At 72.4% G+C, this 20,659-nt stretch carries 22 protein-coding genes and 2 pseudogenes; 11 read left to right on the forward strand and 13 right to left on the reverse strand.

All coding sequences use genetic code 11. From position 1 onward, the window contains the following. The 5 genes and pseudogenes from ACFQ87_RS17815 to ACFQ87_RS17835 all read right to left on the reverse strand — a co-directional run. Window positions 1-113 (reverse strand): annotated as a pseudogene (locus tag ACFQ87_RS17815) (electron transfer flavoprotein subunit beta); the annotation flags it as partial. A 205-nt stretch (window positions 114-318) separates the two neighbouring features. After that, on the reverse strand, window positions 319-1,170 hold the full coding sequence (locus ACFQ87_RS17820; protein WP_380611699.1) for a family 1 encapsulin nanocompartment shell protein: 852 nt from the start codon (window positions 1,168-1,170) through the stop codon (window positions 319-321). Window positions 1,171-1,184: 14 nt separating this feature from the next. Further along, window positions 1,185-2,222: a Dyp-type peroxidase gene (locus ACFQ87_RS17825; RefSeq protein WP_380611700.1), complete on the reverse strand. Its 1,038-nt coding sequence runs from the start codon at window positions 2,220-2,222 to the stop codon at window positions 1,185-1,187. Between the two features lie 236 nt (window positions 2,223-2,458). Then, window positions 2,459-3,100, reverse strand: coding sequence for an FMN reductase (locus ACFQ87_RS17830; protein ID WP_380611701.1), 642 nt, complete (start codon window positions 3,098-3,100; stop codon window positions 2,459-2,461). Beyond that, the gene (locus ACFQ87_RS17835) at window positions 3,097-4,209 is read right to left on the reverse strand and encodes an LLM class flavin-dependent oxidoreductase (protein ID WP_380611702.1); all 1,113 of its coding nucleotides are present in this window, start codon (window positions 4,207-4,209) and stop codon (window positions 3,097-3,099) included. Before ACFQ87_RS17835 ends, ACFQ87_RS17830 begins: the two co-directional genes overlap by 4 nt. 141 nt (window positions 4,210-4,350) lie before the next feature. Between ACFQ87_RS17835 and ACFQ87_RS17840 the strand changes: the two genes are divergently transcribed. Continuing rightward, on the forward strand, window positions 4,351-5,112 hold the full coding sequence (locus ACFQ87_RS17840) for a PP2C family protein-serine/threonine phosphatase (protein WP_380611703.1): 762 nt from the start codon (window positions 4,351-4,353) through the stop codon (window positions 5,110-5,112). A 53-nt stretch (window positions 5,113-5,165) separates the two neighbouring features. Here ACFQ87_RS17840 and ACFQ87_RS17845 read toward each other — a convergent pair whose 3' ends face one another. After that, window positions 5,166-7,442 carry a M9 family metallopeptidase gene (locus tag ACFQ87_RS17845; protein ID WP_380611704.1) on the reverse strand — a complete coding sequence of 759 codons (2,277 nt, stop codon included), beginning with the start codon at window positions 7,440-7,442 and terminating at the stop codon, window positions 5,166-5,168. A gap of 250 nt (window positions 7,443-7,692) precedes the next feature. Then, window positions 7,693-8,265 carry a DoxX family protein gene (locus tag ACFQ87_RS17850; RefSeq protein WP_380611705.1) on the reverse strand — a complete coding sequence of 191 codons (573 nt, stop codon included), beginning with the start codon at window positions 8,263-8,265 and terminating at the stop codon, window positions 7,693-7,695. 187 nt (window positions 8,266-8,452) lie between these two features. On the opposite strand from ACFQ87_RS17850, the gene ACFQ87_RS17855 reads away from it, so the two are divergent. Beyond that, window positions 8,453-9,049 carry a TIGR03086 family metal-binding protein gene (locus ACFQ87_RS17855; protein WP_380611706.1) on the forward strand — a complete coding sequence of 199 codons (597 nt, stop codon included), beginning with the start codon at window positions 8,453-8,455 and terminating at the stop codon, window positions 9,047-9,049. Window positions 9,050-9,127: 78 nt separating this feature from the next. Beyond that, entirely contained in the window at window positions 9,128-9,586 is a 459-nt protein-coding gene (locus ACFQ87_RS17860; RefSeq protein WP_380611707.1) for a hemerythrin domain-containing protein, read from the forward strand. 35 nt (window positions 9,587-9,621) lie between these two features. On the opposite strand, the gene ACFQ87_RS17865 is transcribed toward ACFQ87_RS17860, so the two are convergent. Together ACFQ87_RS17865 and ACFQ87_RS17870 are read right to left on the reverse strand one after the other, a co-directional pair. Continuing rightward, window positions 9,622-10,410 carry a VOC family protein gene (locus ACFQ87_RS17865; RefSeq protein ID WP_380611708.1) on the reverse strand — a complete coding sequence of 263 codons (789 nt, stop codon included), beginning with the start codon at window positions 10,408-10,410 and terminating at the stop codon, window positions 9,622-9,624. A 121-nt stretch (window positions 10,411-10,531) separates the two neighbouring features. After that, window positions 10,532-10,792: pseudogene (locus tag ACFQ87_RS17870) on the reverse strand (Uma2 family endonuclease); the annotation flags it as partial. A 174-nt stretch (window positions 10,793-10,966) separates the two neighbouring features. On the opposite strand from ACFQ87_RS17870, the gene ACFQ87_RS17875 reads away from it, so the two are divergent. From ACFQ87_RS17875 to ACFQ87_RS17890, 4 genes are all read left to right on the forward strand, one after another. Further along, window positions 10,967-11,647 carry a TetR/AcrR family transcriptional regulator gene (locus ACFQ87_RS17875; protein WP_380611709.1) on the forward strand — a complete coding sequence of 227 codons (681 nt, stop codon included), beginning with the start codon at window positions 10,967-10,969 and terminating at the stop codon, window positions 11,645-11,647. Between the two features lie 172 nt (window positions 11,648-11,819). Continuing rightward, window positions 11,820-13,358, forward strand: a complete 1,539-nt coding sequence (locus tag ACFQ87_RS17880) for an MFS transporter (RefSeq protein WP_380611710.1) — start codon at window positions 11,820-11,822, stop codon at window positions 13,356-13,358. Between the two features lie 248 nt (window positions 13,359-13,606). After that, window positions 13,607-15,217, forward strand: a complete 1,611-nt coding sequence (locus ACFQ87_RS17885) for a cytochrome bc complex cytochrome b subunit (protein WP_380611711.1) — start codon at window positions 13,607-13,609, stop codon at window positions 15,215-15,217. 29 nt (window positions 15,218-15,246) lie between these two features. Further along, complete coding sequence (locus ACFQ87_RS17890; RefSeq protein ID WP_380611712.1) at window positions 15,247-15,687, forward strand: PPOX class F420-dependent oxidoreductase; 441 nt, start codon at window positions 15,247-15,249, stop codon at window positions 15,685-15,687. 126 nt (window positions 15,688-15,813) lie between these two features. Here ACFQ87_RS17890 and ACFQ87_RS17895 read toward each other — a convergent pair whose 3' ends face one another. Beyond that, complete coding sequence (locus ACFQ87_RS17895) at window positions 15,814-16,017, reverse strand: hypothetical protein (protein ID WP_380611713.1); 204 nt, start codon at window positions 16,015-16,017, stop codon at window positions 15,814-15,816. Continuing rightward, on the reverse strand, window positions 16,014-16,283 hold the full coding sequence (locus ACFQ87_RS17900; protein WP_380611714.1) for a DUF1876 domain-containing protein: 270 nt from the start codon (window positions 16,281-16,283) through the stop codon (window positions 16,014-16,016). Before ACFQ87_RS17900 ends, ACFQ87_RS17895 begins: the two co-directional genes overlap by 4 nt. Window positions 16,284-16,441: 158 nt before the next feature. Between ACFQ87_RS17900 and ACFQ87_RS17905 the strand changes: the two genes are divergently transcribed. Genes ACFQ87_RS17905 through ACFQ87_RS17920 form a run of 4 tightly spaced genes read left to right on the forward strand, consistent with a single transcriptional unit; the run spans window position 16,442 to window position 19,175 of the window. Then, window positions 16,442-17,284: a YndJ family protein gene (locus ACFQ87_RS17905; RefSeq protein ID WP_380611715.1), complete on the forward strand. Its 843-nt coding sequence runs from the start codon at window positions 16,442-16,444 to the stop codon at window positions 17,282-17,284. After that, a complete protein-coding gene (locus ACFQ87_RS17910; RefSeq protein ID WP_380611716.1) occupies window positions 17,281-17,793 on the forward strand; it encodes a DUF1990 family protein in 513 nt (170 codons plus the stop codon). Before ACFQ87_RS17905 ends, ACFQ87_RS17910 begins: the two co-directional genes overlap by 4 nt. Before the next feature lie 45 nt (window positions 17,794-17,838). Further along, complete coding sequence (locus tag ACFQ87_RS17915) at window positions 17,839-18,453, forward strand: hypothetical protein (protein ID WP_380611717.1); 615 nt, start codon at window positions 17,839-17,841, stop codon at window positions 18,451-18,453. Next, window positions 18,450-19,175, forward strand: a complete 726-nt coding sequence (locus ACFQ87_RS17920) for a hypothetical protein (protein ID WP_380611718.1) — start codon at window positions 18,450-18,452, stop codon at window positions 19,173-19,175. Before ACFQ87_RS17915 ends, ACFQ87_RS17920 begins: the two co-directional genes overlap by 4 nt. Here ACFQ87_RS17920 and ACFQ87_RS17925 read toward each other — a convergent pair. Both ACFQ87_RS17925 and ACFQ87_RS17930 read right to left on the reverse strand, forming a co-directional pair. After that, window positions 19,143-19,916: a zf-HC2 domain-containing protein gene (locus tag ACFQ87_RS17925; protein ID WP_380611719.1), complete on the reverse strand. Its 774-nt coding sequence runs from the start codon at window positions 19,914-19,916 to the stop codon at window positions 19,143-19,145. The two genes, ACFQ87_RS17920 and ACFQ87_RS17925, sit on opposite strands and share 33 nt — an antisense overlap. Beyond that, window positions 19,913-20,521, reverse strand: coding sequence for a sigma-70 family RNA polymerase sigma factor (locus ACFQ87_RS17930; RefSeq protein ID WP_380611720.1), 609 nt, complete (start codon window positions 20,519-20,521; stop codon window positions 19,913-19,915). Before ACFQ87_RS17930 ends, ACFQ87_RS17925 begins: the two co-directional genes overlap by 4 nt. Between the last annotated feature and the right edge of the window lie 138 nt (window positions 20,522-20,659).

Raw genomic sequence — 20,659 nt, forward strand, 5'->3', positions numbered from 1 at the left:
TCCGACAGGAGGCCGTCCACGCCCTCCCGGTCGGTGGTGTGGTCGTCCGCGAAACGACGGTCACCCGTCGCGTCCGGCACGTACTTCACACAGACGACGATCCTCAAGCTCATGAGTGGTATCTCCTGTCACGGGTGCACGGATGCACTGGATCCATGGCCTCAGGTCATGCCGAGGGTACTGAGTGCCAAGTCCGGCCCGGCCGCGGCCCGCGCGCCGCAAGCGCCACCTGGACCGGCATGCCGTGTCGGCTCTCTTCGACTGGCGTCAGAGGCTCCACGGAGAGCTTACGGCACTCAGTACCCCTGGTAAAGGCACTCAGTACCCTTCCCGGTGGCCGGGGGCCCTGATGCCGTCCGCGGGCGTCGTCGCCGGTCCGCCGAGGGCCACGGCGGCCTCTCCGGTGTAGACGCTGAAGGTCAGCGATTCCTGGAGGTAGAGCCGGACGGAGTCGGCGTCGTGGGAGAGGTAGCCGACGGACACGTCCTGGCCGAGGAAGAGTTCGAAGTCGCCGCCCCGGGTGGAGAGCAGGAAGGCGCCCTCGATGGCGGGGGCCCAGATGATGTCGCCGTCCAGGAGGCGGGCGAGGTGGTTGTGGACGGGGTAGCCGTGGTCGCTGGTCTCGTTGACGGCGGTGAAGGCTGCGGCTCCGAGCAGGAGCGAGTACGGCCCGCCGACGCCGGCCAGGCGCAGCGCGGTGAGGGCGCGGCTGACGGCCTCGGGGTACTCGCGGACGTCGTCGGGGAGCTGGATCGGCGGGTTGCTGGAGCCGGCCCGGATGCCCTCGACGGCGGCGGCGCGGTACCCCTCGAAGACGGCGCGGTCCTCGGCGAGGGCGAGGGTGCGGGCGGCGTCCTTGACCGGCTGCCAGTCGGCGTCCCGGGAGCCGCGTTCGACGTCGTCCACCGCCGCGCGGGCGACGGTGAAGGGGACGCGCAGCTCGACCACCGGACGGCTGGCGCGGGCGCGTGCCTGGACGCCGTCGAGGGGCGGTTCGATGCCGGTCAGGTGGCCGGTGCCGACGGCGGCGAGGGTGGCACCCTCGGGGCCGTGCAGGTCGACCACCCGGCGGGCGGCGATGTGCAGCTTGAAGGTCTGACGGGCCTCCTCCTCGATCTCCTCCCACGCGGCGGCGGAGATCGGGGCGAGGTCCCGGTGGAGGTTGTTCATGAGCGGGGTCCTCTTCAGCGGGTCTGTTTGAGGCTGCCGATGCCGAGCGAGCCGTCCGCGGCCGTGGGGACGGCGGCGGACGCGGGCGCGGGGACGGCGGCGGGCGCGGGCGGCGGGGAGTCAAGGAAGTCGGCGGTCGGGACGAAGAGCAGCGTGCCGGTGACCGCGGTGGAGAAGTCGAGCAGCCGGTCGGTGGTGCCCGGCGGGTTGCCGACGAACATGTTGCGCAGCATCTCCTCGGTCACCCCGGGGTCGCGCGCGTAGCCGATGAAGTAGGTGCCGCACTCGCCGCCCCTCCCGGCCGATCCGAAGGGGCCGAAGGAGCCGAAGGGCATGTTGAAGCGGATGATCTTCCGCTCCTCGCCGTCCGGGCCGGTGATCGAGGTGAGCGCCACGTGCGAGTCGGCGGGCTTGACGTCGTCGGGCAGCTCGATGTCGGCGAGCTTGGTGCGGCCGACCGCCCCCTCCTGCTCCTCGACGCTCAGCGCGTTCCACTTGTCCAGGTCGTGCAGGTACTTCTGGACGATCACGTAGCTGCCGCCCGCGAAACCGGGGTCCTCCTCGCCCACCACGGCGGCGGTCTCGGCCGCTCGGCCCTCGGGGTTCTCGGTGCCGTCCACGAAGCCGAGCAGGTCCCGGTCGTCGAAGTACCGGAAGCCCTGGACGGAGTCGACCACGGTGGCCGCCCCGGCGAGGCGGGTGGTGAGCCGGCTCGCCAGCTCGAAGCAGAGGTCCATCCGCTCGGCCCGCAGGTGCAGCAACAGGTCGCCCGGGGTGGCCGGGGCACGGTGGCGGGCACCGACCACCTCTTGGAAGGGGTGGAGGTCGGCCGGCCGGGGGCCGTCGAAGAGGCGGTCCCAGAGCTCGGAGCCGATGCCGGTGACGCAGGTGAGGCCACCCTCGGGGGCCCGGAAGCCGACCGCCCGGCGCAGTCCGGCGAGGTCGGGCAGCAGGTCGCGGACGGCGTCCTCGCCGCCGGGTTCGACGGTGAGGACCAGGAAGACGGCCGCACCGGTCAGCGGGGAGAGCACGGCTTGCGGTTCGGGCTGCATGGCTGCGCTCCTTGTCACGCACCGGCCTCACGACGGGCGCCCCGCAAGGGTGGGTGCAGAGCGTGACGGATCAGTGCCAATCCGATCATGCCAACGATTACATCGCACAGCGGATGATTCGGCACGGTCGACACGCAACCGAACGGCCCGGCCGGGCAGGCCTGACGGCCCCGCCGGACCGTGGTCCGACGGGGCCGTCAGGGTGATTGACCTGCTTCAGACGTCCGCTTCAGGCGCTAGACCCGCAGCGCCGCCAGCTGCTCGGCGAAGGGCACCACCTGCTCGGGCAGCGGGGCCGTCGACCGTTGGTGCCTCACCGCCGGGCCGCGGCCGGCCAGCAGGGCCGCCAGCTCGCCCGCCGCGCGGTCGATCCGGCCCGGCAGGCCGTCGGTGAGCGCGTCGCCCACCCCGCCCCAGTCGTCGGTGGCCGCGTAGACGGCGGTCGGCAGCACCACCGCGCGCAGGTAGCTGAACAGCGGCCGGACGGCGTGCTCCAGGGCGAGTGAGTGCCGGGGCGTACCGCCGGTGGCGGCGATCAGCACCGGCTTGCCGGTGAGCGCGTCCTGGTCGATCACGTCGAAGAAGGACTTGAACAGGCCGCTGTAGGAGGCGGTGAAGATCGGCGTCACCGCGATCACCGCGTCCGCCTCCGTCACCGCCTCGATCGCCCCGCGCAGCGCGGCGGCCGGGAAGCCGGTGACGAGATTGTTCGCGATGTCCACGGCGAGGTCCCGCAGTTCGACCACGACGACCTCCACCTCCCGCCCGTCCAGGGCGAGTTGCCGCACCGTCGACTCGGCGAGCCGGTCCGCCAGCAGGCGCGTCGAGGACGGCTTGCTCAGCCCGGCGCTCACCACCGCCAGCTTGAACACGGTCACTTGGCCACCTCCACGGCCTTCTCGTCGTCGGCACGGGCGTCGCGGGCCGCGACCAGCGCGGCGTGGGTCGGCCCGTCCGGCACAGTGGCCGGACGGCCCTTGGCGAACTCCTCGCGCAGCACCGGCACGACCTCCTCGCCGAGCAGGTCCAGCTGCTCCAGCACGGTCTTCAGCGGCAGGCCGGCGTGGTCCATCAGGAACAGCTGGCGCTGGTAGTCGCCGAAGCTCTCGCGGAAGGTCAGCGTCTTCTCGATGACCTCCTGCGGGCTGCCCACGGTCAGCGGGGTCTGCTCGGTGAACTCCTCCAGCGAGGGCCCGTGCCCGTACACCGGCGCGTTGTCGAAGTACGGACGGAACTCGCGCACCGCGTCCTGGGAGTTCCTCCGCATGAACACCTGCCCGCCGAGGCCGACGATCGCCTGCTCGGGCGTGCCGTGGCCGTAGTGGGCGTAGCGCTCGCGGTAGAGGCTGATCAGCTTCCGGAAGTGCTCCTTGGGCCAGAAGATGTTGTTCGCGAAGAAGCCGTCCCCGTAGTAGGCGGCCTGTTCGGCGATCTCCGGGCTGCGGATCGAGCCGTGCCAGACGAACGGCGGGACGTCGTCCAGCGGGCGCGGGGTGGAGGTGAAGCCCTGCAGCGGGGTGCGGAAGCGGCCCTGCCAGTCCACCGCCTCCTCGTGCCACAGCTGGTGCAGCAGCGCGTAGTTCTCGACCGCGAGCGGAATGCCCTGGCGGATGTCCTTGCCGAACCAGGGATAGACCGGGCCGGTGTTGCCGCGGCCCATCATCAGGTCCACCCGGCCCTCGGCGAGGTGCTGGAGCATCGCGAAGTCCTCGGCGATCTTCACCGGGTCGTTGGTGGTGATCAGCGTGGTCGAGGTGGAGAGGATGATGCGGTCGGTCTGCGCGGCGATGTAGCCGAGCATGGTCGTCGGCGAGGACGGCACGAACGGCGGGTTGTGGTGCTCGCCGGTCGCGAAGACGTCCAGGCCGACCTCCTCGGCCTTGCGCGCGATGGCCACCATCGCCTTGATCCGCTCGTGCTCGCTCGGGGTGCGGCCGGTGGTCGGATCGGGGGTGACATCGCCGACGGTGAAGATTCCGAACTGCATACCGCTCACCACACTCCAGACGGGTCCAGGTCGTTCAAGTTTCAACCACCTTAGCACCCGGCCAGGGGGGCGTTATTCCCGCCGACAAGCGAAGGCGGGACGGCCACAATGGGAGGGGGGCTCCGGAAGGGCGGCGAACCGATGGCGCCGTACATCGCGGTGAGCGCGCTGAGCCACGAGGGCTTGGTGCGGGAGCACAACGAGGACAGCCTCACGGTCGGGCCGTGGACGCTCTGCGCCACCGTCACCACCAACCCGCAGACCCTGCTCTTCCCGCTCGGCCCGCCCTGCGTGGTCGCGGTGGCCGACGGCCTGGGCGGCCACCCCGGCGGCGAGGTGGCCAGCGCCCTGGTCGCCCGCCGGCTCGCCGTCGCGGGGGGCGAGCTGGACGGCGAGGAGGCCGTCCGGGAGGAACTGCAGGAGTGCAACCGCGCGGTGTACGCGGCCGCGGCCGGGGATCCGGAGCTGGCCGCGATGGGCACCACCATCGCCGGACTGGTGCTGCTGCCCGAGCAGGCGGTGGCCTTCAACGTCGGCGACAGCCGGGTCTACCGGGTCACCGCGGACGGGCTGCGCCGGGTCAGCGTCGACGACAGCCCGCCGCTGCCGCCCGGCCGGCGCACCACCTCGGTGGTCACCCAGACCCTGGGTGGCTCGTTCGGGCTCACCTTCGTCGAACCGCACGTCCGCGCCACACCGCTGGCCGCCGGCGACCGCTACCTGGTGTGTAGCGACGGGCTGACCGACCCGGTGCCCGAGGAGGAGCTGGCCGAACTGCTCGCCCAGCCGTACGAAGGGTCCGAACGGGCCGACGGCCGGGCCGCGTTCGAGTTGTGGAAGGCGGCGATCGAGGCGGGCGGACCGGACAACATCACCCTGGCGCTGGTGCGGATCGGCGAGTGAGGCCGCACGGGCCCGCCCCGGCTCGACGCCGGAGCGGGCCCTGCCGCCTCGGATCAGAACCGGCTGGTGACGCTCACCCCGCTGAAGCCCTGCTGGGCGTAGAGACTGAAGTAGACGTACCCGGCCGGCGGGTTGGTGACGGTCAGCGTCTCGGAGTTGTCCGGGCCCGCCGAGCGCGCCGCGTAGGCGTCGGTGTACGCCCAGCCGCCGGGGTTGTAGTAGAGGTCGGCGTTGCCCGTCCCGCCACTGGTGGTGATCTTCACCTGCTGGGTGCCGGCCGGCACCAGGAGGTAGAAGTGGGCGTAGCTGCCGGTGGTGGCGGCGACATTGCCGCGGCCGCAGTCCGCGCCCAGCTGTCGGGTGTCGGCGGCGGTGCACTCGGGCACCTGCGGGACGGTCGGGGTGGTGGCGCAGGCGCCGTTCGCGCAGGCGGTCAGCCAGCTGTCGAAGTCGGCGTCGTAGCTGGTCCCGATGGTGGTCTTGAGCAGGGCGCGGGCGCCGGGCCAGTCCCCCACCCGGTACCTGGCGAGCACGGCGTCCACGTCGGCCCGGTGCTTCTCCAGCATGTAGCGGACGGCGAGGTAGCCCCAGCGGTAGACGCGCTCCTGGTCGCCGTAGACGGTGTCGAAGAGGTCGCTCAGCTTGTAGGTGTGCCGGGCGGCCGCCGCGACGGCGCCGTCGTTGACGACCTGGCGGTAGGAGTAGGAGACGTACTCGGCGAAGCCCTCGACCCACCAGACGGTCGGGGTGGTCATGCCGGCGTTGAAGTCGCCGTACATGTCGAAGCGGCCGTCGAGGTAGTGGGTGTACTCGTGGTTGAGGTTCCAGATCTGGAACGCCGGGCGGACCCACTCGGCCTCGTAGCAGAGGAAGCGCGGCTGGTTGCCGACCGCGGCCGGATCGCCCTCCAGGTAGATGCCGCCGTTGTTGGTGTCGATGCCGTAGATGGCCGCGGCGAGCACCTGGTAGTCGAAGGAGGAGTGGAAGACCACGACCTCGATGGTGCCGTTGTGGTCGTCCTTGACCGGGCCGTTGTCCCGGACCGCCGAGTGGACGTAGGCGTCCTGGCCGGTGAGGCTGGTGCAGGTGGTGCCGAGCTGACTGCCGTCCAGCGACTGGGCGATCAGCTTGATGCTCGGGCTGCATGTGTAACTCACCGTCAGCACACCGGCCTTGAGCCGGTCGACGGCGTTGCAGGTGCCGTAGTACGAGCAGTTGGCGGCGTCGTAGTGGCCGACGGCCTCGGCGACCGCGGCCCACTGGTAGACCATGCGGCCGCTCGGCGCGGACTGCGCGGCCAGGGCCTCGGTCAGCGGACGGACCTTGGCCTGGAGACCGGGGTACTGCAGGAAGCGGGCCAGCTCCTTGGTGGCGTTGTACTCCAACACGCCGTAGTCGCCGCCGACTTGGTCCTCGTTGCGAGCCACGAAGCCGGACAGCGCGTCCAGCACGCTCGGGTCGGCCTCCACGGCCGTCTCGAAGCCGGTGAGCTGGTGGCCGCGGAACAGCACGGTGAACACCGGGTTCACCGCGTTGGCCATGCCGGCCGGGTTCCAGGTGGCGCTGGCGTAGTCGTTCAGCAGTTGCTTGACGACCCACAGGTAGCGGGTGTTCTCCTGGGCGCTGTCGATCAGGGTGACGGCCTCGCCCAGGATGGCGGCGTTGGCGGAACTGACGTCGCGCGAGTGGGCGCCGGCGAAGAAGGCGTCCAGCGCGGCGCGGATCGCGGTCTGCAGGGCAGTGCCGTAGGTGCCGACGTCGGCCGGGTGGTACCACTGCACGTAGTAGCCGGCGCTCAGGTAGAGCACCAACTGCTCGACGGCGGTGCTGTCGTCGCCCGGGTAGTCACCCGAGGCATCGCGCAGCGCGTACGCCACGGTGGTCATCTGCTCTTCGCGGAACGCGCCGTTGGCGTCGGTGCCGGTGAGCTGGAACAGCTGGTTGACGCAGCCGGTGTCGACGGAGGTGACCTGCTGGACCAGGGCGCTGCCGGTCCGGCCCGTGAAGTCGCCGACGTTGCAGGCCGGTTGGGCGGCCGGACGGAGCGTCTTCGCGGCCGGGCGGGCCTCGGCCGGTCTGGTGTCCAGCGGGAGCGGGGAGCGCCGGTCGGCGGAGGCGAACTGCCGCTCGCCGTCTCCGCGTTCGGGCGTTCCGGTGGCCGGCTGGGGGGCCGGCCCGGTAGGGGTGGGCGCGGCGCTCCTACCCGCGGGGGCGGGGGCGGGGGCGGCGTGGCCGCTCGGGGCGAACAGGCCGATCGCCAGGACCAGGGTCAGGGCGAGCGTCAACAGGCGTGCCGGCTGTGGAAGTCGCGGCAGACGTGCGGGACTCACGTGGAGGCCCCCGGACCGTCGTCGGCCGCGACTCGGGGCGCGGCCGGTGGGGGGCGAGGACCGTTGGCGACGACGCCGCGTGGGGGCGGTGCCGTCGTGGACACGACGGGGAGTGTGACATGTACCATGGCACACATCACATACCTCGGGGAAGCCTCCGGATCGTGTGCGGTTTGCGCGGGAAGCGCGCGGAGGCCGTGGTGACGATCGGCCACCACGGCCTCGGGCCAAGCCAGTTGGGCTGTCGGGGCTACTTGCGGAGCAGCAGGATCACCCCGGCGGTGGCCAGGCCGACCAGCACGGCGACCACACCGTACGCCAGGCGGTGCGCCTTCAGCACCGGCAGGAAGCGGTCCACGGCGTAGCGGCCCGGGCCGGTCAGCGCGAGGGCGGCGGCGCCCGCGGTCAGCAGCAGCTCGTACTCGTTGCCCTTCGGGGCGAAGAAGCCGCCGCCCCAGGTGACCGCGATCGCGTTGACCATCGTGCCGACGATCGCGGCGCCCGCCAGCGGGGTCAACAGGCCGACGGCGAGGCCGAGTCCGCCCAGGATCTCGGTCAGGCCGGCGACCACGGCCATGGTGTTGCCCGCCGGGTAGCCGCTCATGGTGAAGAACTGACCGGTGCCGTCGATGCCGCCCCCGCCGAACCAGCCGAACAGCTTCTGGCTGCCGTGCGCGGCCATGGTGAGGCCGAGCACCAGGCGCAGGAGCAGGAGCCCGGCGTCATAGGCGTGCGGGGAGGTGGCCGCGGACCCGGAGGCGTCCCGGGCGGTGCGGACGGTGGGCGTGGTGGCGGCGGTCGTGCTCGGGCTGCTGCTCGGCATGCGCGTCTCCATCGATCGGGGTCGGTCGTCGGGGTGTGGTGATGCGGCCGGGCGGAGCGTGACGGGCCCGCCTGTTGTTCAAATTTGAACCGGCCGCTCCTCGACCGTACCTTGGAGTTCGAATTTGAACAACTGACGGCCCGTGAGCGAGGTGCGGGCCCCGCCCGGCCCGGGGCAGGGTGGAGACATGGCTCAACGCAGGCAACACCGGCGGGCCGCCCAGGTCGGCACGCCCTACCCCGAGGCGCTGGCCGCCTTCGACGAGCGGGTCCGGCTGGTCACCCCCGGCCAGTGGGACTCCCCCACCCCGTGCACCGGCTGGTCGGTCCGCGACCTGGTCAACCACCTCACCGGCGAGCAGCTCTGGGTGCCCGAGCTGCTGATGGGCGCCACCATCGCCGAGGTCGGCAGCCGCTTCGACGGCGACGTCCTCGGCCCGGAACCGGTCGCCGCCTGGACGGCCGCCGCTCAGGCCGCCCGGCAGGCCTGGGAGGTCCCCGGCGCCACGGAGCTCACCGTCCACCTGTCCTTCGCGGACGTCTCCGGGCAGTACTACCTGGACCAGCTCACCACCGACCTGGTGGTGCACACCTGGGACCTCGCCGAGGGCATCGGGACCCGCACCCGGCTCCCGGCGGAGCTGGTGGACTTCGCGCTCGGCGAGATCGGCGGCTACGGGGACCTGTCCGGCAGCGGGCTGTTCGACCCGCCGCTGCCCGTCACCGAGGACGCGGGCCCGCAGGCCCGGCTGCTGGCGCTCACCGGGCGGCGGGACGGAGGCTGAACCGGGAAATCCCGGGCGCGCCGGATACTGGAGGGTACGGGGGGTACGTCCTGATCCCGTACGAGAGGCGGGCGCGCCATGAGCCGCAGGCCGGACATCCTCGGCGAGTTCACCGCCGACCACAGGGCGGTCACCGAGTTGCTCGACCGGGTCGAAGCCTCCCCGGCCGGCTCCGCCGAGCGCGGTGAGCTGGTGGCCCGGCTGACCGACCTGCTGTTCACCCACTGCGCCGCCGAGGAGGAGCACCTCTTCCCGGTCGTCCAGCACGACGTGCCGGACGGCGGGGCCCTGGTGTTCAGCAGCATCCACGACCACCTCACGATCGGGCAGTTCCTCGCCGACCTGCAGGGGCTCGGCCCGGCCGACCCGGCCTTCGACGCGCTACTGGGCAGCCTGGCCGGCACCGTCCGGCGGCACCTGAGCGGCGAGGAGAAGCTGCTCTTCCCGGCCGCCCGCAAGGCCCTGCCCGCCGCGACCCGGGCGGCGCTGGGCGAACGGCTGCGGGCAGAGCGCGCGGAGCTCAGTTCGTCGGGCTGATCGGCCCGGACGGAATGATCAACTCGTCCAGCTGATCAACTCTTCGGGCAGATCACCGCGAACCGGGCGCCCTCACGGTCCTGCAGCCGGGCCACCCGGCCGTACGGAGAGTCGAAGGCCGGACCGACCGTCGAACCACCCAGCTCAAGCGCCCGGGCCAGCGCCCGGTCGGTGTCCGGGACGGCGAAGGAGACCTCCCAGTGCGGCGGCATGCCCGCCGGGCCGCCCGCCTGCTCCTTGGCCAGCGCCGCGACGTTGTGCCCCTCGGCGCGCAGCACCACCCGGTCGTGCTCCCAGCGGACCTCGAAGCGCTCCGGGTCACGGCCGTCCCAGCGGAACACCTGGCCGTAGAAGAGCGCCGCCGCGAACGGGTCCGGGGTGCGCAGCTCGATCCAGACCGGCGCGCCCGGAAGGTCCAGCTTCCGGGCGCGGCCCAGCGGGCCCTCCCAGATGCCGAACACCGCCCCGGCCGGGTCCGCCGCGAAGGCCACCCGCCCTTCGTCGAAGGCCAGCGGGCCGACGGCCAGCGTCGCGCCGCGCTCGCGCACCGCGTCGGCAGCGGCGTCGGCACTCTCCGTCCCGAAGTAGCTGGTCCAAGCGAGCGGCACCGCCCCAAGGCCGGCGACCCCCAGCCCGGCCACCGCCTCCCCGCCGGTCACCGCGTGCAGGTACGGGCCGAAGCGCTCCGGCTCGGGCTCGAACTCCCAGCCGAGCAGCGGCCCGTAGAACTCCTTGGCGTCCTCCAGGTCCCGGGCCATCAGGCTCACCCAGCACGGAACGGCCGCCACGCAGCGCACCCTGGCGGTCGTCTCACCGCTGCCCATCGCGAACCTCCTCGCCCACCCGGCCGCCGGGCCCCTCCCGACTCCCACGGCCCACCGGCCGCCCGGGACGCCCACAGCCTAGGCCGACGGGCGTACCACCCCGGTGAAGGCATGGCCGGGCTCAGCGCACCCAGTTCTTGAGCGGCTCGGTGTCCAAGGAGATGCCGACCGGGTCGGGCAGGTGGACGGTCTTGCCGACGGGGAGGATCTGGATGGTCTCGTACCGGACGCCGTCGGGCCGGCTGTGGACGATGACCTCGGCGGAGTCCCGATCGATCAGCAGGTAGACCGGGATGCCGGTCTCGGCGTAGGCGCGGGGCTTCTCGACGCGGTCACGGCGGTCGGTGTCAGAGTCGAACGAGGTGGCCTCCGCAACCATGAGTCGGCGAGTGGTTACGGGGCGTCTGGCTTCTGACGATAGCCGACCCCGCAGACCCCCCCCACTATGTGACGCAGGTCACATGAGGCCGGGAAATAGCGGGGACAGATTCCCCGTTTCGAAGTACGTTGGCCTAAGCGGGGAGAATTTCCCCGGTATCCTGGAGGAGCAGTCGCCATGACCACCGTCACCGCCGAGTCGGCCCCTGCCGCGGGGAGTGTGCGTGCGCCGAAGTTGCGCGCGGACGCGAGCCGGAACCGGGAGCGGATCGTGCTGGCGGCCCGGGACGCGTTCGTCGAGCACGGTGCCGATGTGCCGTTGGACGAGATCGCGAAGCGGGCGGGGGTCGGCAATGCCACGCTGTACCGGAACTTCCCGGACCGGGTGGCACTGATCCGCGAGGTGGCGCTGCTCGTCAAGAACCGCATCCTGACCCTCGCCGAGACGGCGACGGCCGAGACGGATGCGGGCGAGGGCGGTGGTCCGTTCGACGCTCTGCAGCGGTTCGCGCACGCGACCGTGGCGGAGAAGGTCGGCGGGCTCTGCGCCGTCTTCACCAGCACCATCGACCCCTACGACCCCGAGCTGACCGAGATCCGGGAGCGCCTGCGGACCGCCGTGAGCGGACTGATGGAGCGCGCCCGGGCGGCGGGCGAACTGCGGTCCGACGTGGACCACGGGGACCTGTTCATCGCGATGAGCCAGCTCACCCGGCCACTGCCGGGCACCTCCTGCGGGCTGCTCGACGAGTTCGTCCACCGGCACCTGCAGCTCTTCCTGGACGGCCTGCGCGCGCCCGCGCGTTCGGTCCTGCCCGGCCGACCCGCGACCTTCGAGGACTTCCGACCCCAGGGCTGACCCACACCACTGATCCGACCTCCCAGCACCCTGCCGCCGCGCCGCTGACCGGCGTCGGCTCCGGACGCCCTCGCGCGCCCGCACCCCGCACCTGAACCCTTACGGCAACCACCCGTTCCCTTGGGGCAGTTGACCGTTCTCGCACGCCACGCACCGTGAAGTGAGTACCCCTATGCCTGAAACCGACGCCCGCCCGGCGACGCTGCCCGATCCCCGGCGCTGGAAGGCGCTGATCTTCATCGGCCTCGCCCAGCTGATGGTCGTCCTCGACGCCACCATCGTGAACATCGCCCTGCCCTCCGCCCAGAAGGACCTGGGCATCTCCGACGGCAACCGCCAGTGGGTGATCACCGCCTACGCGCTGGCCTTCGGCGGCCTGCTGCTGTTCGGCGGCCGGATCGCGGACCTCTGGGGCCGCAAGCGGACCTTCGTGGTCGGCCTGACCGGCTTCGCCCTCGCCTCCGCACTCGGCGGCGCCGCGGCCAACACCGCGATGCTGCTCGGCGCCCGTGCCCTGCAGGGCGTGTTCGGCGCACTGCTCGCGCCGGCCGCGCTGTCGCTGCTGGCGGTGACCTTCACCGAGGCCAAGGAGCGCGCGAAGGCCTTCGGCATCTACGGCGCGATCGCCGGTGGCGGTGGCGCCATCGGTCTGATCCTCGGCGGCCTGCTGACCGAGTACATGAACTGGCGCTGGACCTTCTTCGTCAACATCCCGTTCGCCATCGTGGCCGCCACCGGCGCCGTCATGGTGATCCGCGAGCCCGCCGAGGGCCGCAACCGCAACAAGCTGGACATCCCTGGCGTGGTGCTGGTGACCACCGGCCTGGTCTCGCTGGTCTACGGCTTCACCCGCGCCGAGTCCAGCGGCTGGACGGCCGGCAGCACCCTGGCGCTGTTCGCCGCGGCCGTCGTGCTGCTGACCGCCTTCGTCCTGGTGGAGCGCGGCGTCAAGGCCCCGCTGCTGCCGCTGCGCGTGGTGCTCGACCGCAACCGCGGCGGGGTGTACCTGTCGCTGGGCATGGCCGTGATCGGCATGTTCGGTCTGTTCCTCTTCCTGACCTACTACCTGCAGATCGTGCGCGGCTACAGCCCGGTGCTGACCGGCGTCGCCTTCCTGCCGATGGTGGCGGGCATGATCACCGGCTCGACCCAGATCGGCGCCCGGCTGATGACCCGGGTCCCGGCGCGCTACCTGATGGCGCCCGGCTTCCTGACCGCCTCGGCCGGCATGTTCCTGCTGACCCACATCGGCCTGGACACCTCGTACCCGGCGCTGATCCTGCCCGGCCTGGTCCTGATGGGCCTCGGCATGGGCACCGCGTTCATGCCGGCCATGAGTCTCGCCACGCACGGCGTCCAGCCGCGCGACGCGGGCGTGGCCTCGGCGATGGTCAACACCTCGCAGCAGGTCGGCGGCGCCATCGGCACCGCGCTGCTGAACACCATCGCGGCCAGCGCCACCACCAGCTGGCTGACCTCGCACGCCACCGCCGCGGCCGCCGCCTCCCCGGAGGCCGCCAAGGCGCTGCAGTTCGGCGGCATGGTGCACGGGTTCTCGACCGCGATCTGGGTGTCCTTCGGGATCCTGGTGGCGGCCGCCGCGGTCGCCTTCACCTTCATCAACGCCGGTCGGCCCGGCGCGGCGGGTGCGGGCGCCGGGGCGGGCTCGGGCTCGGCGAAGAGCAACGAGGTGCCGGTGCTGGTGCACTGACCCTCTCGGGGTACTGCCCGCCATCCGGGCAACTCGGGTGCGTACGCGGCCCGTCCGGTGTCCTCCACGACACCGGGCGGGCCGCTCGCGCGTCTCGGGCCCGCGCGTTCGGCGTCGACGGCGCGACGGCGGCCGACGGGCAGCCGGGGGGCCACCCCCAGTGGAAGTGGGGATCTATCCCCGATTATGGTGGCCTCAGCGCGAATCGGGGAACTATCCCCGTTTCCTTTGGACTGAGGTGCGTGCACATGACCCGGAATCAGAACCCAGGGCGGGGGCAGCGGGCCGCCGACTGGGCCGACGGCCGGCTGGGGATCCACTCCCTGGCCAGGGCCAACCTGCGGAAGATCTTCCCGGACCACTGGTCCTTCATGCTGGGCGAGATCTGCCTCTACACCTTCCTGATCATCATCCTGACCGGTGTCTGGCTGACCCTGTTCTTCAAGCCGAGCATGGGCGAGGTGATCTACGACGGCTCGTACGTCCCGCTCAAGGGCATCTCGATGTCGGAGGCCTACGCCTCCACCGTGAACATCAGCTTCGAGGTGCGCGGCGGGCTGCTGATCCGTCAGATCCACCACTGGGCGGCGATCGTCTTCGTCGCGGCCATGTTCGTGCACATGATGCGGGTGTTCTTCACCGGCGCGTTCCGCAAGCCGCGCGAGATCAACTGGGTGTTCGGCTTCCTGCTGCTGTTCCTCGGCATGCTGGACGGCTTCTTCGGCTACTCGCTCCCGGACGACCTGCTCTCCGGCACCGGCATCCGGTTCATCGAGGGCGTGCTACTGGCCGTGCCGCTGGTCGGCACGTACATCCAGATGTTCCTGTTCGGCGGGGAGTTCCCCGGGCACGACATCATCCCGAGGTTCTTCACCATCCATGTGCTGCTGATCCCCGGCATCATGCTCGGCCTACTGGTGGCGCACCTGATCCTGGTCTTCTACCACAAGCACACCCAGTGGGCGGGCCCGGGCAGGACCGAGAAGAACGTCGTCGGGATGCCGCTCATGCCGGTCTACCTGGCCAAGGCCGGCGGGTTCTTCTTCCTGGTGTTCGGGATCGTCGCGCTGATGTCGGCGGTCGCCACGATCAACCCGATCTGGGCGTACGGCCCGTACCGGCCGGACCAGGTCTCCACCGACGCCCAGCCGGACTGGTACATGGGTTTCGCCGAGGGCCTGATCCGCGTGATGCCCGGCTGGGAGATCGGGCTGTGGGGGCACACCCTCAACCTCGGGGTGCTGATCCCGTTCACGATGTTCCCGCTGATCCTCGGCGCGATCGCGGTCTACCCGTTCATCGAGGGCTGGGTGACGAACGACGGACGGGAGCACCACCTGCTCGACCGGCCCCGCAACGCGCCCGTGCGCACCGCGCTCGGCGCGGCCTGGATCAGCGTCTACCTGGTGATGCTCGCGGGCGGCGGCAACGACCTGATCGCCACCCACCTGCACCTGTCACTCAACGCGATCACCTACGCGGTGCGGATCGGCTTCTTCGTCGTCCCGGTGGCCGTGTTCGTGATCACCAAGCGCTGGTGCCTCGGCCTGCAGCGGCGGGACCGGGACAAGGTGCTGCACGGGCGGGAGACCGGCGTGATCAAACGGCTGCCGCACGGCGAGTTCGCCGAGCTGCACGCCGGGCTCGCGCCCGCCGAACTGCACCTGCTCACGGCGCACGAGCAGCCCCGCCCCCTCGAACTGCCGCCCGCGGTGGACGAGAATGGAGTCGCCCACCCGGCGGGTGCGCTCACCCGCACCCGCGCCAGGCTGTCCCACGGGCTCCACGGCGAGCACACGCGGATCCCCAAGCCCACCGCCGAGGAGTACCGCGAGATCGCCGAGGGCCACGGGCACTGACCCGCCCCCCACGCCAGAGGGAGGACATCGTGCACGACCGAACCGACCAGCTCGCCGACAGCAGGTACCTCCTGCTGACCACCTTCGGTGACGACGGAACCCGGCTGGACTCACAGCTCTGGGTGGTGTCCGACGGCACCGCGCTCGGTGTCTGGACCCCCGCCCACTCCGGCGAGGCCGAGCGGATCCGGCGCCACCCCAGGGTGCTGATCAGCCCGTGCGACGCCCACGGGCGCCCCACCGGCCGGCAACTCCCGGCCCGCGCACGGCTCTGCGACCCCGAGGCGACGGCCCGCTACCGCACCTCGCTGATCAACAAGTACGGCCTGACGGCGCTGATCGCGCTGGCCCGCAGCCGGTTCCGGGTGGGGCTGGCGGGGACGGTCGGGATCCGGATCACGCTGAACGAGTTGGAGCAGCGGCTGGTCGGGCCGGAGTGGCGGCCGCCGGCGACGTACTGCGTCAACTGAGTCGTACTGCGTCGACCGACGGCCGTCGGGGCTTCGTTGAGCCCCGACGGAGGCCTCGTGCCCGCCGAGTGCCGGGGCCCCGGGGAACGTGGGCCCGGTACTCGGCGGCACCGGCACCAGCCGGGGTCAGAGCCCGTCGTCCGGCGCCCGGGCCAGGTCCCCCGGCTCGCAGGCCTCCCGGCCGGTCGCCACGTGCACGACCTTGATCGTGCGCTCGGGGCCGCCGGGGACGACCCGCTGCTCGTGCCCGCAGCGCGGGCAGATCAGCGGGATGCGTGGGCGGTGCGGTTCCCGTCCGGCCTGGTCCGCGCCCGGGTGCGGGGCGGTCACGTCAGCGGGTGGGTCGGGACCGGGCTGACCTGCTGGATCTCGCCGTGGGCCTTGGTGAGCAGCTGCGAGGCGAGGTCGTTGAGCGCGCGGGCGCCCGCGATCTCCTCCCCGACCCGCAGCTGTTCCGGGTCGGCGGGGTGACGGCTGCTGTAGCCGTGGGCACGCAGTTCGGTCCCGTCGCCGAGCCGGAGAAGGGCGGCCGCGGTCGTCCGCGGGCCGTCCTCGCGGAACTCCATCTCGATGTGCCAACCGACCAGAGTCTGCATGGCGGATCACCTCCATCGGTTACTCCTCCAGAGTGCGCCGCACCCAACGTGAACACCAGAGCAGCCGGACCGGGAGCGAGTTGAACGCGTTCAAGTCGACGCCGTAGAGTCGGCGACGAAGGCCTATTTGAACGCGTTCAAGAGGGGGTGCACCCGCCGTGGGCAAGGGCACGACGGAACTGGTGGACCTGCTGGTCCTGCTCGGCATGGGCGCCGTCCTGCCGCTCGGCCTGGCGCTGATCGACGAACCCGGGCTGGCCCGGATCCGCCGGCTCTGGCCGCTCGCCGCCGTCCCCGGGGCGCTCTCGCTCTGGCTGCCGCGCGGCGCCCTCGCCACCGGCCCGGCGGTCGTCTACGCGCTCGGCACCCTGGCCGTCGCCCTGCGCGCGCCGCTGCGGCTGGCCCGGACCCGCTCGCTCGCCCCCGCCGAGGTCGCGGTGCTCACCGCGCTCGCCGCGCCCTCGGTGGCCGGGGTCGCCCTGGTCGCCGAGCGCTCCGGCTACCCGCTGTTCGGCTTCGAGCCGCACATCCTGGCGCTGACCGTCCCGCACTTCCACTACGCCGGATTCACCGCCGCGCTGGTCGCCGGGCTGGTCTGCCGGGCCTCGGATCCCGGCTCCGGCCCGGCCCGCTGCGCGGCGCTCAGCGTGCCGGCGGGGACCCTGCTCGTCCTGGCCGGGTACTTCCTCGGCAACTGGTGGCAGTTCGCCGGAGCGGTCGTGCTGACCACCGGGATGTGGCTGGTCGGCCTGGTCAGCTGGCGCGAACTGCGCCCCCGCTGCGGGGACGCGGCCACCGCCCGGCTGCTGGCCGCCTCCTCGACCGTGCTGGCCCTGACCATGCTGCTCGCCCTCTGGTGGGCCTTCGGTCGCGCCGCCGGACTCCCCCACCCCACCCTGGCCTGGATGGCCGCCACCCACGGCCTCGGCAACGCGCTCGGCTTCGCCCTCTGCGCGCTCCTCGCCTGGCGCCGGATCAACGCCGCGGAGATCTCCCGATGAACGACTACAGCTACCGCGAGCAGGGCGCCAGCCGCACCGGCGAGCTGCCCGCCGGGTACCACCACCTGCGCCACCAGGCGCTGATCGGCCACGGGCGCGCCGCCCTGGAGGTCGCCGGGGCCGCCCTGCTCGGCTGGCGTATGCACCGGCTCGCAGGCGTCCGGATCGAGGCGGAGGCCGAGGAGGCGGCGGCGGGCGTCGCCGTGCGCTGTGCGATCGGCGTCGGCCCGCTGCGGGCGGGCGCGCCGAACCGGGTGCTGGCCGCCGTCACCGGCCCGGACCGGTACGGCTTCACGTACGGGACCAGGCACGGACACCTGGGCCGGGGCGAGGAGACCTTCCTGGTCGAGCCGGCGCCGGACGGAGCGGTCTGGTTAAGCGTCACCGCGTTCAGCCGGCCGGTCGCCTGGTGGGCCCGGCTGGCCGGGCCGCTGTTCCCGCTCCTCCAGCGCGCCTTCGCCCGGCGCTGCGGGCGGGTGCTGGCCGCGATCGCGGCGGACGCGGCGTAAACCGGCTGGTCCGGCGCCCGGGCCGTCCGGCATCATCGCCGGGTGATGACGATGCAGCCGGTCCTGGAGATGGACGCCCCCGACGAGGACTTCGCGCTCTGGCCCACGGGCTCCTTCGAGCCGTACGGATTCCTGGTGCTGGACGGGACGTTGACGCCGGAGGACGTCGGCTCCGCGGTGTGGCGGATCGCCCGCGCCAACGAGGACACCCCCGAGGAGGACGAGCCGACCGACCCGCTGGACGCCCTCCTGTACGGACTGCTCACCGCCGAGGACCTGATCGCCCACGGCGGTTTCCGGCTGACCGACACCGCCACCGGCGCGGTCTTCGCCCCGGGCTGCTGCAACGGCCTGGAGGAGTGGCGCGACTGGCTGGAGGTGACCGACGGCTCCGGCGGGGCCTGGTTCGGCCACGGACCCGCCCCGCAGGCCGAACGCCTCGACGGCGTGGTGCGGTTGACGGCGGACACCGAGGTCGACGACAGCCCGGTGATCGAGCTGCCGGTGGAGGAGCTGCGCCGACTGCTCGCAGGCGCCGAGCGGGACCTGCGCGACTTCGTCCGGCTGGCGGGCGGTTGGGCCGAACGACAGCTCCCCGGGCACGCCGCCGCCGTCACCGCCGCACTGGCCCGAGCACTGGCTCTGGGGGATCCGGCGTGACCAGCTTCCTGACCCACCGCGCCCGCGTCCACGACACCGCCCTCCCGCTGCCCCGGCGCCACCGGGCCTTGAGTACCTGCCTGACCCGCTTCGCCCCCTACGGCTTCCACGCCACCTACCACCACCTCACCCTCAGCGCCCGCATCCCCCGGCTGCTGCTGGCCGACCCGGAGTCCCTGGTGCGGGCGGTGGAGGAACTGCACGAGGCGCGGCAGCTGTGGCTGGCCCGAGCCGAGGCGTACGCGGCGCAGCGCAAGGTGGAGAAGCGGGCCAGCAAGAAGGCACCGGCACCGGCATGGTGGAACCGGCCTTGGTGGGACTCTCCGGATGGCGGCCGCAACGACCCTTTCCTGCACCCGCAGTTGAGCCTTCCCGACTACGTCCGGCGGCAGAACGCGCTGCTGGACGGAGCCGAGCTGCCCGGCTGCCCGGCCTGCGGGGAGGAGGGCCCGACGGTGTCGCTCTCGACCGGCCACGACCGGGCCGAGTTGTGCCGTTCCTGCGCCCGTGTGCTGGTGCCCTGCCCGTGCGACCGGCAGCACGCCTTCGAGCCTGCGCTGCGGATCGGGTGTGACCGCATCTGGCGGCGGGAGCACATGACCAACAGCGGCGAGCCCAACCCGTACTGGCCCACCCACCTGGGCACGGCCCGGATCGAGCGGCTCGAGTCGTACACCTGGCGCTGGGAGTCAGGCCTTGTGCGCTGGGACGGCGACCAGTAGGGCGCCGGTGTCCTGGACCCGTACCTCGAAGTGGTCGATGTCGCCCGGCTGGAAGCCCGCGCCGCCGGTGGTCTGCAACGTGCCCCGGTATTCGGGCTCGTCGTAGCCGCCCGTCGGGACGCTCCAGGTGGTGACCGTCTGCTGCTCGCCGGCGTGCGAGACGGCGACCAGGCGACAGGTCAACGGGCCCTGGACGCCGCTGAGTTGCAGGATGACCTGGCTGCCCCAGGTCTTCGCGTCCACGCCGACGGTGGCCTTCGCGCCGGTGCTCGGGTCGGTGGCGCTGAACTGCTCGGCGACGGCGACCACGGCGGGGCCGCTGTCGGCGGTGAGCACCGCGGCGGTGACGGCCGGGCCCGCCGCGACCATCGCGGTCGCGGCCAGGGCCAGCACCAGCCGCCGCACCCGGCCCCGCCGCCGGACGGTCGTGACCTCGGCGGTCAGCCGGTCCAGGAGCCGCGGGCCCGGGCTCGGGACGGGCTCGGCCGGGTCCAGCCCGACGCCCCTGGCCGACTCGGCGTACTCGGCCAGCACCGGCTCCAGGAAGCCGAGTCGGCCCACCTGCCCGGTGCACTGCGGGCAGTCGGCGAGGTGCCGTTCGAAGGCGGTGCGCTCGGCCGGCTCCAGCAGGCCGAGGACGTACGCACCGGCGTCGACGTGCTCGGCGGCGTCGGGCACGTCGGCGTCGGGCACGTCGGGGAGGCCGGGGACGCGGTCTGGTCCACCGGGGCCGTTGGTCACGATGTCACTCCCCGTTCCTCCAGCGCGAGCCTGAGCGAGCGCAGTGCGTAGAACACCCGCGACCGCACGGTGCCGGCCGGGATGCCGAGTTCGGTGGCCGCCTCCTTGGCGGTGCGGCCCTTGAGGTAGGTCTCGACGATGATCTCGCGGTGCGCGGGCGACAGGTCGCCGAGCGCGTCCGCGACGGTCATCATCTGCAGCGCCCGGTCGATCTCGTCCTCGGCGGGCAGCTGTTCCAGCGCCGCCGCGTCCACCTCGCGCGGCCGGGCACGGGCGCTGCGGTGGTCGTCGATGACGATCCGGCGGGCGACGGTGACCAGCCAGGGGCGCAGTGAGCCGGCCTGCGGGTCGAGCCGGTGGATGTTGCGCCAGGCGCGGACCAGCGTCTCCTGGACGACCTCCTCGGCGCGCTGGCGGTCCCCCGCGACCAGGTGGAGCACGAAGCCGAAGAGCGGACCGGCATGCTCGCGGTACAGGGCCCGCATCAGCTCCTCGTCCGCGGCCCCCGTACCGTGCGCGGCACTGCCGCCGGCGGGGTGCTCCTCGGTCACCACTTCTTCATCGTTGCGCACCCGGGCCTCCCGGTCGAGGGCGGCGGTCGGCATCGGTCAACGGCCATCGGTCAGTGACCCGGGGTGCTGGGCGCCGGGGTGGGCTTCGGAGGCGCCGGGGTGGTGGGCGACCGGTTGCTGCCCGACACCTGGCTGGTGCCGGCCATCGCCTTGCCGCCGGTCGGGGTCAGC

It is taken from the genome of Kitasatospora sp. NPDC056531, assembly GCF_042794375.1.
Taxonomy (GTDB): domain Bacteria; phylum Actinomycetota; class Actinomycetes; order Streptomycetales; family Streptomycetaceae; genus Kitasatospora.

Bases quoted from the DNA above. Each gene is read 5' to 3' on its own strand.
- ACFQ87_RS17885 (WP_380611711.1), top strand. From the start codon at position 13,607: ATGACCCGGAATCAGAACCCAGGGCGGGGGCAGCGGGCCGCCGACTGG.
- ACFQ87_RS17930 (WP_380611720.1), bottom strand. From the start codon at position 20,521: ATGCCGACCGCCGCCCTCGACCGGGAGGCCCGGGTGCGCAACGATGAA.
- ACFQ87_RS17915 (WP_380611717.1), top strand. From the start codon at position 17,839: ATGACGATGCAGCCGGTCCTGGAGATGGACGCCCCCGACGAGGACTTC.
- ACFQ87_RS17855 (WP_380611706.1), top strand. From the start codon at position 8,453: ATGGCTCAACGCAGGCAACACCGGCGGGCCGCCCAGGTCGGCACGCCC.
- ACFQ87_RS17840 (WP_380611703.1), top strand. From the start codon at position 4,351: ATGGCGCCGTACATCGCGGTGAGCGCGCTGAGCCACGAGGGCTTGGTG.
- ACFQ87_RS17865 (WP_380611708.1), bottom strand. From the start codon at position 10,410: ATGGGCAGCGGTGAGACGACCGCCAGGGTGCGCTGCGTGGCGGCCGTT.
- ACFQ87_RS17835 (WP_380611702.1), bottom strand. From the start codon at position 4,209: ATGCAGTTCGGAATCTTCACCGTCGGCGATGTCACCCCCGATCCGACC.
- ACFQ87_RS17880 (WP_380611710.1), top strand. From the start codon at position 11,820: ATGCCTGAAACCGACGCCCGCCCGGCGACGCTGCCCGATCCCCGGCGC.
- ACFQ87_RS17860 (WP_380611707.1), top strand. From the start codon at position 9,128: ATGAGCCGCAGGCCGGACATCCTCGGCGAGTTCACCGCCGACCACAGG.
- ACFQ87_RS17900 (WP_380611714.1), bottom strand. From the start codon at position 16,283: ATGCAGACTCTGGTCGGTTGGCACATCGAGATGGAGTTCCGCGAGGAC.
- ACFQ87_RS17825 (WP_380611700.1), bottom strand. From the start codon at position 2,222: ATGCAGCCCGAACCGCAAGCCGTGCTCTCCCCGCTGACCGGTGCGGCC.
- ACFQ87_RS17875 (WP_380611709.1), top strand. From the start codon at position 10,967: ATGACCACCGTCACCGCCGAGTCGGCCCCTGCCGCGGGGAGTGTGCGT.
- ACFQ87_RS17820 (WP_380611699.1), bottom strand. From the start codon at position 1,170: ATGAACAACCTCCACCGGGACCTCGCCCCGATCTCCGCCGCCGCGTGG.
- ACFQ87_RS17910 (WP_380611716.1), top strand. From the start codon at position 17,281: ATGAACGACTACAGCTACCGCGAGCAGGGCGCCAGCCGCACCGGCGAG.
- ACFQ87_RS17850 (WP_380611705.1), bottom strand. From the start codon at position 8,265: ATGCCGAGCAGCAGCCCGAGCACGACCGCCGCCACCACGCCCACCGTC.